A 12,437-nucleotide genomic window follows, 5' to 3' on the forward strand; every position below is an offset into this window, starting at 1 on the left:
TCAATACTTACTGCTTGGGTTTTTTTAGCAAAAAATCCTAAAATAATAGTATTTACAATGTTACGTCCTAACATATCTAATGCAATTCCGGTTGCGTCAATACTGTGGACTTTGTGTGCTCCACTACCTTCAAAGGTTTCAGTATTAATAATAACTTCGGTATTGTCTTTAATTCCTGAAAATACATCTACCACATTCAATAACCCATCATCTAAAACTAATACATAGTCTGGATTATAGACTTGATATCTTAAATCAATTGGCTTATCATCAATTCTTGTGAAAGCCATAACTGGAGCCCCTCTACGTTCTACTCCAAAGAATGGAAAAGCTTGTGAATATTTACCGTCTTTAAATGCTGCTTTAGCCAAAATTTCAGCAGCAGTTACGGAACCTTGTCCACCTCTTCCATGGAAACGAATTTCAATCATTAATTTTTCCTCCATATATTTATCATGTATAATCATTATAAATTACAAAATATATAAATCTTATGTTATATTTTAAATTTACAATATTTTTGTTTAAATTTTAACAGATAATGCTTTTATTTTAAGTAAATTTTTTAAAATTAGTTTTTTAGGTAAATAAAGAAATATTTAAAATATTTTACATTTTTTAATTTGTTTAATCAGTATTTGCATTTTCAAAGATTTAATATAATATAATAATTATAATATATTTTTGAGGAGTTAATATGAAAGTTTTAATTATTACTGGAAATTTGGCGTATCCCTTAATTAAAAGTGTTGTTGCGGATTCATCTCAGGATGTGATTGTCCACATTGCAGATACGCAAGTTGCAGCTTTTTTAACTCCAAGAATGATTATAAACGAAGTTAAAACTTATTTTAAAGATCAATTGGATGAAATTGATTTGATTTTAGTTCCGGGCTTAATAAAAAAAGGCACCAGGGAAATTACAAAGGAACTTGGAATTCCAACATTCAAAGGTTCTACCGATGGTGCGGATCTGGCAATGGTTTTGAATTTGCTTGACAATATTGAACTGTCCGAGGATAAGCCTGCAGACAAACTGATTGAGGAAGAAAAAAGAAAAGAAGCATTTAAAATCATCGATGACTTTGAAAATGATTCTGAAAATATCAAAAAACTTCTTGAAAAACCGAACAATATCATGATTGGCAAATTGCCTGTCGGTGAGGATTTCCCAATGAGGGTTCTTGCAGAAATAGCAAACGCACCATTTTTATCAAAAGAAGCATTAATCAACAAATGCCAATATTTCGTTGATTGCGGAGCTGACATGATTGATATAGGTATGGCTGCCGGTGAGGATTTCACAGATAAGATCCCTGAGCTGATTAATACATTAAGGCCGATTGTAGGTGACCGCCCGTTAAGTATAGATACATTGAATGCGGATGAAATTATAGTTGCCGCTGAAAACGGCATTGATTTTGTATTGAGTGTTGATTTGGGTAATCAGTCTAAGGTAGCCCCAATATTAAAGGAAAAAGGAATTCCTGCAGTGTTACTTCCGACTAATTTCAGTGCAGGCATCACCCCAAAAACTCCTGAAGAACGTGTTGAATTCATGAATCAGTTAATTGAAGATACTGACGGTTTAAAATATGTTTCTGATTTGATACTTGATCCCGTTAACAGTGCAAGTATTGTTGAGTCAATTATTGCATGCAGGGATTTCCATGAAATTAACAAGGCGCCGATGTTTTTCGGCGTTGGAAATGTAACTGAACTGATGGATGTGGATTCCGGAGGAGTAAATGTACTTTTAGCGGGAATTGGGATGGAACTTGGCGTAAGCATACTATTCACTCCTGAAGAAAGTGGAAAAACAAGGGGAAGTGTCTATGAGCTTTCAACAGCATCCAAAATGATGTTTCTTGCAAAGCATAGGAAATCCATACCTAAGGATTTGGGAATTAATATGGTTGCATTTAAGGACAAGCATAAAAGAAATGACATTATTGAAAATGAACTGGACGGTATTCCTCAGGCAAAACTTTCTCCACCTTTAAAATTTATTCGAGATAAGGCGGGCAGTTTCAGAATCAACGTGGATTATGGAACTACAGTAAGTGATAGTAAAATTGTCGCCACTCATTTTAAGAAAAACAAGGCTGATTTAGTGATTGTAGGTAAAACTGCAAAAGAAATCTATGAAGAAATAATAAAAAAAGAACTTGTTACCCGTATGGAACATGCGGCTTACCTTGGAAGTGAACTCCAAAAAGCTGAAATCGCAATGATAACGGGTAAAGAATATGTGCAGGATTTTGAATTATTTAAAAATCCTGATTTATTTAAAAATTAATTTTTTTTAAAGTCAATCTTCAACAATATCATAGTCGTGTGATGGAGTACTTGATCCGCCTGAATCACTTGATCCTCCGCCTCCGGATGATCCTCCACCACCAGATGATGAACCACCGCCTCCAGATGATGATCCTCCACCACTGTAGGATCCTCCACTGGATGAGGAACTACTTGAAGATGAACTTGAACTACTACTGCTTGAACTGGAACTAGTGGAATTTCCAGTCAGTACTGAAAGTAAGTCTGTACTATTGTCTGTCTTATGGGTATCATTAACATCAGTTATGTTATTGGTTGTGATGTCTGTGCTACTTGTGTAAACAAATGCGCCCATAGTTAATATAATTATTGCAACTATAACGGCTAAAATAACCATATTATCAAACTTCATTTTCACCCTCCTATTTATATTAGTAATATATTTTATTCATTACCATATATAATCTTTTTCTTAAAAATGTCTAGTTAAAACTGTTAATTTTTCGCATGATTTGTGTTAATAATTCTAAATTTGATTCTTTTGGCATTATTTAATAAAATACTTTATTTTTTTGTATTTTACAGTTTAAATATAATATTATATTTAAGTTTATGAGTTTTTCATTTAGAAATTTAATTTGATACAATATTTATGATAAACTTTAAATTAGATTTGGAATATAAATTAATTAAGTAAAAATTAATTGGTGTTTAACTTTGCAAAGTGAAGAACTAAGTATTAAAGATATCGATAAAGCTCTTTTATCACAACAATATGTTTCTAATAAGGAAATATCAACGACTCTGTTTTTATCTTTTTTATTGGCTAAACCAATGTTAATTGAAGGTCCTCCGGGTGTTGGTAAAACGGAACTTGCAAAAGTTGTTGCTAAAACTTTTGACAGGGATTTCTTCAGGATACAGTGTTATGAAGGAATAACCTTTGAACAGATTGTTGGTGAATGGAATTATCAAAAGCAATTATTGCATTTGGAAGCAGCTAAAAGTGCTGAAACTAAAGAAGATACTATTTTTGAAGAGGAATATTTCATTAGAAGATCACTTTTAAATGCTTTTTTAAATGAAAAAGATTCTGTTTTACTTATTGACGAAATCGATAAGGCGGATGAGGAAGTTGAAAGTTTCCTGCTCCAGGCTTTAGGTGAACAGGAAATTACCATTAATGATTTAGGCACATTTCAGTTACAAAATGATTTGATTGTTATTTTAACGTCCAATTCTCAAAGGTCACTTCTGGATGAAACAAAAGACAGGTGTCTTTTCTTATACATTCCTTATCCTAGTATTGAAAGGGAAATTGAAATTGTCAAATCCAAGCTTCCGGAAGCAGATGACGAGACTGTTTCAACCGTTGTTAAAATTGTTCACGAGATTAGAAACCTCAACTTACTTAAAAAACCTTCAGTAAGAGGAACTGTGGACTGGGTCAAATCAGTTACCAGTTTGGGAAATAGAAATACTAATCAGGCAATGAAGGATAGTATTGGTGTGGCTATTAAAACTGAAAGTGATAAAAAACGTGTCATTAAAGACGTTTTCGACAGGAAATATTAACATGATTAAAAAAATAGCTCAATTGTCTAATCAGTTAAGAGAAGAGGGTCTGCCGGTAAGTATCAGGAGTACCTATTCGGCCAGTGAAGTATATTTGGCCCTTGGAGAAACGGACAGGGATTTGCTTAGAACAGCCCTTAGAGCTATTTATGTAAAGGACAAATATGATATTCCTAAATTCAATAAGATTTTTGAAGGAATTTTCAAAAAGGAAAAGGAAAAATCCGAAGCTGAGGAAATGCTTGACAGAAGTAAGGCATACACTGGAAAAGGTCCTAGATCAAATAAGTATAAAATTAAAAAACAGAACGATGCTTTTAAAAAGGTCAGACAGGAAAAAATCAACAATGAAAAGTTAAAAATGTTATCCGGTCAGCCATTATTGGATGAAGTCAAAGAGCTGGAACGTGATGGCGAGCTGATGAACAAGGATTTAACTAAACTCAATCGTTTTGACCCGAGAATGCTTGAAATCTGTCAAAGATTAGGTAGAAGAATTGCCAATAAACGTTCAAGACGTAAAATAAGAACTTCTTCAAATAAAATTGATATGCGAAGAACAATCAGGGCCAATCTAAAATATGGTGGTGTGCCGATTGAACTTATCAAGGCCAAGCCAAGGCCACATAAAAATGAGCATCTCTTCCTGAATGATATCAGCGGGTCCTGTGAATGGATCAGCAGCTGGTTTTTCATGTTAATGTTTTCAGCACAGACAGCATTCAAACACTCAAGGACATTCGAATTTGACAATAAGGTAATAGAAACGACCGATGCTTTAAAAGAAGAATACCTGATAGATTCATTTGTAAAAGTTAAAGACATGAGAGTAAAAAACATGATGGTTCATGGAACCTCAGACATGTATTCTGCTTTCAAGCAATTCCAGGAAAAGGCAAATTTAAGCAATAAATCTTATGTAATTATGCTGACTGATTGCAGGGACTGGGCAGGACCGAAACAGCATGGAGTTCCCGCAAGTGTCCATTTGGTTGAAGAGATGGTCAGAGACTCTAAAAAAGTTGTTATCCTAAATCCCGAAGATAGAAATAAATGGGATATAGTTGACAGTTGCGTTTCCTTGTATGAGGATGCTGGAGCCCATGTATTTGAAGTTAATACACTTAATCAGTTGGCTCAATTTGTGGAGCAAATGTAGGTGGAAGTATGAAATGTACTAAATGCGGTAATCCTAATGTTATTATTAAAAAAGAACAGTCCGGACAATATTTATGCAAGGATTGTTTTATAGAATCAATTGAAAAAAAAGTTATAAAAACCATTAGGAAAGAAAAATTATTGGATAAGGGGGATAAAGTTTTAGTTGCACTTTCAGGGGGAAAGGATAGTGTAACGACACTTGAAATTTTAAATTCTTTTCGTGAGTTAAACATCATCGATATCTGTGCAGTCACCGTTGATGAGGGAATTGACAATTATCGCCAGGACGGTGTTGACATTGCTGTTCGCCATGCAGAGCGTTTGGGCATAGAACATAAGGTGGTTTCACTTAAAGACACATATGGCATCACATTGGATGAAATAATGCAGAAACCTAATCACAAGGGATCATGTTCATACTGCGGTGTTTTTAGAAGAACAATAATTAATAAGGCCGCACGTGAAATGGGTGCCACTAAAATTGCCACTGGCCATAACCTTGATGATGAGGTTCAGGCAATCATGATGAATTATCTTGAAGGAAATACTGATAATTTAACTAAACTTGGCGCTAAAACCGAATCAAAGGCCGAAGAATTCACGGTAAAGATTAAACCTTTAAGAGAAATACCTGAGCGTGAAATCGGTTTGTATGTTGTTGCAAAAGAGTTGGAAGTTCACTTTGCAAGCTGTCCATATGCGCAGCAGTCATTCCGGGGAGAGGTTTCAGACGTTATCAATAAACTGAGCGAATCACATCCGACCATAAAATATTCAACTTTAAGAGGTTATGATAAAATTAAAAACGCTCTTAAAGACGACTTTAAAAAGAACTATGCTCATGGAAGATGTGAAAAGTGCGGTGAACCTGCTGCCAATAAGTTATGTAAAGCATGTTCATTTATAGAAGAATTAAGGGGAGATTAAATGTCATTCACTTTAAAATATACTGATGTTACAGAAGTTAGAGAAATTACCAAACAGAATTATACAATCAAAGAGCTAATCAATGAATTGGGTCTATCCAGCCAGACAGTTGTTTCAAAACAGAATGGGGAACTGGTCATAGAGGACACTTTAATAAATGACGGTGATGAAATTCAGTTGATACAAATAATATATGGGGGTTAATTTTGAAAATCAGTTATGAATGCGGGGCATGTTTTTTAAGACAGGCCAGGGAAGCTATGGATTTGGCAACAGATGATGATGAGTTAAAAATAGAGATTAATGCAGAAATTTTCAAATTTTTAGCAAAAACATTTAAAAAAGGAACTAATTCAAATAAAACAGGCTCATATCTTCATAAGCTAATTAAGGATAAAACCAACTGTTATGATCCATATATTAATGAAAAGAAACTTGGTAATGAAATTGCATTAAAATATTTGCCATTGGCTCAGGAAATTTTAAATGAAAATGATACTCTGGAAAACCGTGTCAAAATAGCTATTGTCGGAAATATTCTGGACTTTGGAGCATTTGAATTGAGTGAAGACATTGAAAAATTAATTAAAGACTCATTAAATAAAGATTTGGCAGTTAAAGATATCGAATCCTTTGAAAATGCACTTAAAAAGCATGATAAAGTATTATATTTAGTGGACAATACTGGTGAAATCGTATTTGATAAGCTGTTGTTATCTAAAATTAAAGAATATGCTTTGGATATTACCATTGCAGTTAAATCACAGCCGATTTTAAATGATGCATGTATGGAAGATGCATTAAACACAGGTTTAAATGAATTCGGCGAAATTGTTGAAATCGGTGCCGGAACTGTAGGTTACGTTGACAGTGAAATTTCAGATGAATTTAGAGAAATTTTCAATGCTCATGAATTTGTAATATCCAAGGGAATGGGTAATTATGAAGGGCTCACTGAAATTGACTTATCCGATAAGGATGTTTTCTTTTTACTCTGTGCAAAATGCAATACAATAGCAAAAGACATTGGCGTTAATTTACAGGACATGCTTCTTTTTAAATATTAGTGATAATATGAACATTGCTTTAATCGGATTTGGGAAAGTTTCTTATAATCTTTTCAAGTTAATAGACTCCCCGGACATTAACTTTCTAACATCAACCGAAGGACGTTCACAAAAAACAGTTGATTTAATAAATGAAAGCAATATTGAAGTATTTGATTCTTTTCGAGAAGCTGTTGAAAAATCAGACATTGTCATTTCTGCCGTAACTCCCTCACAGGCATTGGATGTATCAAGAAGATATGCAAGAGACTATCAAGGATTATATCTGGATTTAAATAATGTATCTCCGGATACTAAAAGCCAGATTAATGATGTGTGTGAAAACTTTGTTGATGGGGCAGTAATCGGTAAAATCGACTCCGATAACCTGACATTGTTTTTATCCGGAAAAAATACCGATAAATTACTTTTTTTAAATGATTTTTTAAATGTTAAAATTATTTCAGATAATGTTGGTGATGCATCAAAACTGAAACTGCTTAGAAGCACATACACCAAGGCATTATCTGTTTTATTAATAGAAAGCTATTCCTTGGCTCAAAAACTAAATCTGGAAGATGAGTTTTTTGATACTTTATCTTTAACGGAAGGGGATGAATTTAAGGATAAATCTCTTTCCAGAATAAGCAATACTTTAAATTCATCAAAAAGAAAAGCTGAAGAGCTTGAAGAAATATTGAATTATTTTAATGATGATGATTTAAAAATGATAAAAACCGCTCTTGAGAAACTCAAGCAATTTTAACGTTGATTTTAAATCCTTTTTTGTCTTTCACACTTTTGGCGGTTACAGGAATGAAATGAGAATCCATAATATATCTTAAATAGGTAACTTCCCTTGCAGGCAATCTCAAATTGGTTTTAATCTTTTTACCTTCACTTTTAAGCTGAACTGATATTTTATTGTTTTTATCGACGTATAAATCAGCATTCAAATCTTCTTTCATAATTTTTGTTTCAAAGCGGGTAAGGTTCAAGCCTGCATTAAGTTCCAGCGGCGCATCTAAACTACCAACATTTCCTTTCCGGAACTCATCATTAGCTTCACGCGCACTCATGCCTTCTGTTGTTTTGCATGCAACATACCATGCTCGTTCAATCACTTTAGAGACTTTCTGCATTTCAGGAATGACTCCCTTCGATTCATAGCTTTTCATCAAATCCATTACTTCTTGCTTGGTAACGTCCATTTCAATTGAACTTATTGCAAGCCGGGTCATGACCGGACCGTAATTTGATCGTCTGAATGCTGCCCAGACAGATTCCGGATTGGAATATACTCTTTTTTTAATGATCTGGTTAATTGTCTCGCCGTTAAGATAAGCTATTTTTGAAAGATTTCCTCGTGAATAGGTATTCATTCTTTTATAGATGTCTGTCCAGTTGCGGTCAAGATTAATGTTGTTTTTATCTATTTCCCGCTCAAGAATTTCTACCGTTGATTTTGGAAGCAGTTTTTTAATGTCTTTTGTAATAGTATAATCATTATCAATAATGGACTGTCTTATTAGACGGCCGGAGTATTTGTCCTTGTCAAGTTCCTTTACTATGTGGAATTTCAATTTGGAACCTAAAAATTCGTTCAATGCATACCATCTGATTTCATTTCTGTTGCTATAGTTTTTCGGCATTCCAACGAAATTGCCTTCATCAATAAACTTTTGGGCCTTTTTTGAAATTTCAGACAATGAAATGCTTGCAGAGGTAATGTAATCACTTGCACCATCATCAATCATCTGCTGTAGTCTGATTGGAACGCTGTATGATAGGACTAACCTGTGATGAAGCCCTTCAAAAGACCTGATTTCATCAGCACCTAAAGCAAGTGCCATTTCACTTCTGGCCTCAAAACTGGTAAAAAATGGAGCATGATTTGCACTGAAACCCTTATTTAAATATACAACTAACTTTTTGGATTCAGCATCTGCAATTTTACGGGCTTCTTTAATTAATTTTTCATGCCCTTTGTGAACCGGGTCAAAATCTGCACTTATACATATCAAGATAAACACCAAAAAAAAGTGAGATTAATTTAATAATCTCATTATTCCACTTATTACTAACCAAATTCCGATTAATGAACCTAAAATAATCGGGTTTGCAATATATGTTCCTATAATAATGTAACATACACCTAATATTATTCCCGCTATTCCAATATAAAATCCGTATTTGGAACTGCGGTTGTTAATCAATGAAACAACTCCTGCAATAATCAATATGATTCCTGCCAGATATAATGTGATTTCAGCTAAAAATCCGAATAAAGCAGGATTAAATATTAAACCAATACTGATTATAAGAAGTATAACTCCCAAAGCAAGATCAGTAATGGAACCGTAGGTATTATAGTCAATTATTGAAATTCCCATAATCAATGCATAAATTGCTATGAATAGAACGGACAATCCTATAATTGCACTTGTAGATATTACTCCAAGTATGGGAAATGAAATAATCATTATTCCAAAAATAATGGCCAGTAAACTAACAATCTTATTTTTCATCTAAAAAATCCTCCAATTAATAATTATTAAATGTAGTATTATATTAATATAATGGGATATGTTTGATTTTGGTTTTTGACTGGTTCATGTCTGCATTTTCAACTTCAGCCAACCACTCATTTTTACATTCACAATCATATTCAATAATGCTTTGAGTTAAATTGCAGTCAATAATCATATGCTTTAAATCTTTATTGCATTTTTTACAGTTGTATGGGCCACGCCTTGAACCGAATCCTGATGTGTCAAGAAGGGCCGGAATATCTACTTCACGTCTTATGGTATTGATGATTTCAATACAGCTCCAAATCCATGGGGGCTGATAAGCGCCTTTTCTCCAAAATCTTTCAATAACAGTTCCGGAATGAATTGTGGCAGGACAGATGGACAACCTATTAACGCCAATTGACTCGCAGTGTTTGGCGGTTTCAATCGCTTCAGCTATTGCTTCGGATTCTGAAACGAGTATTGGTTTGACAAAGATATATGCTTTTGATTTAAGATTATATCCTTTTTCATCACTTAGCTTTTGCATTAGTTTAACTGCATCTTCAAAGTCTTTTAAGCTGAAACCTTTATTGATTTTGTTTAATCGGGTATAATCATTGGATGTTTCAAGACCGATACTCACTTCAAACAATCTGTCTCCAATGATGCTGAAGATATCATCCAGATATTCTTCTTTTACATATTCCGGTCTTGATTCCACAATAATTTCTGAAACGTTATCCATATTTGATAATGTGGTTAAAATTTCATCACGGGCATCAACTGGAAGTTCGTAAGGATTTAAAAAGCTTCCTGAAGCAAAGAGTTTTACAGCTATTTTATCTTCGCTTTCAATATCGAAGCGTGACAGGTGATCATTAAAAATGTTAAGAATGGTTTCACTGTTGATAGGTTCCAAAGTACAGTCTGAAACATAGCTACACATTGTACAACCTCCGCTGTCTCCAAGTGCCCATGCACATCCAGGAGTAGGCAATATAATAAATAATGTTTTTGAAACCCCATCATAAGTCAAATCATCATTATACCAACTTGCACCAACTTGTTCTGGTGTTTTAGGCTCTTTTTTCTCAAAAGCCCTACTTCTAATTTCTTTACATAAATTTTCGATTTCCATTATAATATATTATGGGGTGTGGTATAATAAAAAATTATTGTTGAAAAATAGTATGTTATTAAGTTGTGTATACGTGATTTAAAAAAATAAAAAAAAGAAAGGAAAGCAAGTTTAGAAACTTGCAATAACTTCTCCTAATAATTTAATGGATTCTTCTACGTCTTTACCAACAGGGGAACCTGCTACGTATTGAGTTACACCCATTTCAGCTAAGCCTTCAATTTTAGGGATGAATTCATCAGGAGTACCACATACTGAGAATGCGTCTAATGCTTCAGGAGTTACAGCACCGATAGCTCCACCGAAGTCACCTTTAGCTAAGAATGCTCCCATTTGTTCGTTGAATCCTTCAGGTAATCCGTGTCTTTCGATTACTGGAGGTGGGGAACCTGCTGCAATAAATGCAACAACAATTTTAGCTGCGTTTTTAGCTGCTTCAGAGTCAGGTCCGATTGAAGTTGCAGTGTATGCACCAACATCGAATGCTTTGTCTCCACCAGCTGCTTCGAGACCTTTTTTGATCATAGGCATAGCTGCTTCGTAATCTTTAGGGTTGGAAGCGTTAATTAATACACCGTCTGCGATTTCTCCAGCGGTTTCTAACATTTTAGGACCTTGTGCACCCATGTAAATAGGGATTGCATCTTGAACTTTTTTAACTCCACCTAAAGCTGCTCCAGCTTCAGTTTTTTCACCTGCTAATAAGGTGTTGATGTCAGCGATTGCTGCTTTGATAGTGGATACAGGTTTAGTCCATTCAATTCCTAAAGCATCGAAAGTTGCTTTGTCACCAGGACCAATACCGAAGGTTGCTCTACCTTCTGAAATTTCGTCAATAGTTGCGATAGCGGAAGCGGAAATTGCTGGGCTTCTTACGTATGGGTTGGTTACACCAGGACCCATTTTAATGGTTTCAGTTTCAGCTGCAATTAATGCTAAGGTTTCGTATACGTTTTTGTTGTTGTAGTGGTCAGTGATCCATGCGTATTCAAAACCGACGTCTTCTGCTATTTTTACTAATCTTACAAGTTCTTTTAAAGGTATTTGAGGTACGAATTCTATACCGAATTTCATATTTTATCACCGATGATATTTTTGGTATGCAATATATAAAGTAATTTTTATTTAATTTAATTAGAAAGTTTTAAATACCTAAAAATTTTTTTGGGTAATTTCTTTATATAATATTATATGATTTTAAATTTGTATTACTAATTTATTTTTTTTTAATACTTTTATTTTTGTTAATATTTTATGAAACAGTTTGAAAATTTTTGCATTGAAATTTATTATAAACTTTGATTTTATTTAATTAACATTTAATATTTATTTGTTTTTTATAAATATATTTAATATAAATTATTTTTAGATTAAAATATTATTTGCAATATATTTTAATTGACTTTGTTAGTTTAATGACTCTCTCTATTAGATGTGCTATATGTTTATGGCGATGACCTAAGTCTTATTGTATTTGAACAATTATGACCATGATGGTTGCTTTTCCGCATGTAGCTATAATTTATCATATTTATTGATTAATTTCATTTATTAATTCATTGAATATGCTTTCGTGAGTACCTGAGATTTTCGGGTATGATGTTGGTTTTGTAGATGTGGTGAAATTTGGTTATAGAAATTTTTATGACACAAATTTTAGTGTATTTACTCGTCTATATTTTTTTAGCGTACTTCATAATATTATTTTATTATGTCTGTTATGTGTTCAATTCTGTTTGATCCTGGCAGATGCTACTGCTATTGGGATTCGATTAAGCCATGCAAGTCGAAAGA

The 12,437-nt window shown here is 33.5% G+C and carries 13 protein-coding genes; 7 read left to right on the forward strand and 6 right to left on the reverse strand.

Features of this window, described 5'->3' with window-relative positions; translation table 11 throughout:
- Window positions 1-431 (reverse strand): pyruvate ferredoxin oxidoreductase subunit gamma (locus ACKI44_RS09210; RefSeq protein WP_407423689.1); only part of this gene is annotated, 431 nt, incomplete at its 3' end.
- Between the two features lie 266 nt (window positions 432-697).
- Between ACKI44_RS09210 and ACKI44_RS09215 the strand changes: the two genes are divergently transcribed.
- Window positions 698-2,299 (forward strand): dihydropteroate synthase-like protein, encoded by a 1,602-nt coding sequence (locus tag ACKI44_RS09215; protein WP_407423691.1) that lies wholly within the window; start codon window positions 698-700, stop codon window positions 2,297-2,299.
- A 12-nt stretch (window positions 2,300-2,311) separates the two neighbouring features.
- Here the strand turns inward: ACKI44_RS09215 and ACKI44_RS09220 are convergent, their stop codons facing one another.
- Window positions 2,312-2,692, reverse strand: coding sequence for a hypothetical protein (locus tag ACKI44_RS09220; protein WP_407423693.1), 381 nt, complete (start codon window positions 2,690-2,692; stop codon window positions 2,312-2,314).
- 305 nt (window positions 2,693-2,997) lie between these two features.
- On the opposite strand from ACKI44_RS09220, the gene ACKI44_RS09225 reads away from it, so the two are divergent.
- From ACKI44_RS09225 to ACKI44_RS09250, 6 genes are read left to right on the forward strand one after another with little or no spacing between them, the layout of a single operon-like run.
- Entirely contained in the window at window positions 2,998-3,855 is an 858-nt protein-coding gene (locus ACKI44_RS09225; protein WP_407423695.1) for an AAA family ATPase, read from the forward strand.
- Window position 3,856: 1 nt separating this feature from the next.
- Window positions 3,857-5,014 (forward strand): vWA domain-containing protein, encoded by a 1,158-nt coding sequence (locus ACKI44_RS09230; protein WP_407423697.1) that lies wholly within the window; start codon window positions 3,857-3,859, stop codon window positions 5,012-5,014.
- A gap of 8 nt (window positions 5,015-5,022) precedes the next feature.
- The gene (locus ACKI44_RS09235; protein ID WP_407423699.1) at window positions 5,023-5,943 is read left to right on the forward strand and encodes a TIGR00269 family protein; all 921 of its coding nucleotides are present in this window, start codon (window positions 5,023-5,025) and stop codon (window positions 5,941-5,943) included.
- Window positions 5,944-6,147, forward strand: coding sequence for a MoaD/ThiS family protein (locus ACKI44_RS09240; protein ID WP_407423701.1), 204 nt, complete (start codon window positions 5,944-5,946; stop codon window positions 6,145-6,147).
- 2 nt (window positions 6,148-6,149) lie between these two features.
- The gene (locus ACKI44_RS09245; protein ID WP_407423703.1) at window positions 6,150-7,010 is read left to right on the forward strand and encodes a damage-control phosphatase ARMT1 family protein; all 861 of its coding nucleotides are present in this window, start codon (window positions 6,150-6,152) and stop codon (window positions 7,008-7,010) included.
- Between the two features lie 7 nt (window positions 7,011-7,017).
- The gene (locus ACKI44_RS09250) at window positions 7,018-7,755 is read left to right on the forward strand and encodes an NAD(P)-binding domain-containing protein (RefSeq protein ID WP_407423705.1); all 738 of its coding nucleotides are present in this window, start codon (window positions 7,018-7,020) and stop codon (window positions 7,753-7,755) included.
- Here ACKI44_RS09250 and ACKI44_RS09255 read toward each other — a convergent pair.
- The 4 genes from ACKI44_RS09255 to mer all read right to left on the reverse strand — a co-directional run bounded on the left by ACKI44_RS09255 (window position 7,742) and on the right by mer (window position 11,717).
- Entirely contained in the window at window positions 7,742-9,022 is a 1,281-nt protein-coding gene (locus ACKI44_RS09255; RefSeq protein WP_407423707.1) for an adenylyltransferase/cytidyltransferase family protein, read from the reverse strand. The genes ACKI44_RS09250 and ACKI44_RS09255 overlap by 14 nt on opposite strands.
- Window positions 9,023-9,037: 15 nt before the next feature.
- Window positions 9,038-9,517 (reverse strand): DUF308 domain-containing protein, encoded by a 480-nt coding sequence (locus tag ACKI44_RS09260; protein ID WP_407423709.1) that lies wholly within the window; start codon window positions 9,515-9,517, stop codon window positions 9,038-9,040.
- A 43-nt stretch (window positions 9,518-9,560) separates the two neighbouring features.
- A complete protein-coding gene (locus ACKI44_RS09265; protein ID WP_407423711.1) occupies window positions 9,561-10,643 on the reverse strand; it encodes an archaeosine biosynthesis radical SAM protein RaSEA in 1,083 nt (360 codons plus the stop codon).
- Between the two features lie 111 nt (window positions 10,644-10,754).
- Window positions 10,755-11,717 (reverse strand): 5,10-methylenetetrahydromethanopterin reductase, encoded by a 963-nt coding sequence (gene mer / locus ACKI44_RS09270; RefSeq protein ID WP_303736573.1) that lies wholly within the window; start codon window positions 11,715-11,717, stop codon window positions 10,755-10,757.
- Between the last annotated feature and the right edge of the window lie 720 nt (window positions 11,718-12,437).

The organism is Methanobrevibacter sp., assembly GCF_045646205.1.
Taxonomy (GTDB): domain Archaea; phylum Methanobacteriota; class Methanobacteria; order Methanobacteriales; family Methanobacteriaceae; genus Methanocatella.

Bases quoted from the DNA above. Each gene is read 5' to 3' on its own strand.
- ACKI44_RS09215 (WP_407423691.1), top strand. From the start codon at position 698: ATGAAAGTTTTAATTATTACTGGAAATTTGGCGTATCCCTTAATTAAA.
- ACKI44_RS09220 (WP_407423693.1), bottom strand. From the start codon at position 2,692: ATGAAGTTTGATAATATGGTTATTTTAGCCGTTATAGTTGCAATAATT.
- ACKI44_RS09230 (WP_407423697.1), top strand. From the start codon at position 3,857: ATGATTAAAAAAATAGCTCAATTGTCTAATCAGTTAAGAGAAGAGGGT.
- ACKI44_RS09235 (WP_407423699.1), top strand. From the start codon at position 5,023: ATGAAATGTACTAAATGCGGTAATCCTAATGTTATTATTAAAAAAGAA.
- ACKI44_RS09240 (WP_407423701.1), top strand. From the start codon at position 5,944: ATGTCATTCACTTTAAAATATACTGATGTTACAGAAGTTAGAGAAATT.
- ACKI44_RS09250 (WP_407423705.1), top strand. From the start codon at position 7,018: ATGAACATTGCTTTAATCGGATTTGGGAAAGTTTCTTATAATCTTTTC.
- ACKI44_RS09260 (WP_407423709.1), bottom strand. From the start codon at position 9,517: ATGAAAAATAAGATTGTTAGTTTACTGGCCATTATTTTTGGAATAATG.
- ACKI44_RS09265 (WP_407423711.1), bottom strand. From the start codon at position 10,643: ATGGAAATCGAAAATTTATGTAAAGAAATTAGAAGTAGGGCTTTTGAG.
- mer (WP_303736573.1), bottom strand. From the start codon at position 11,717: ATGAAATTCGGTATAGAATTCGTACCTCAAATACCTTTAAAAGAACTT.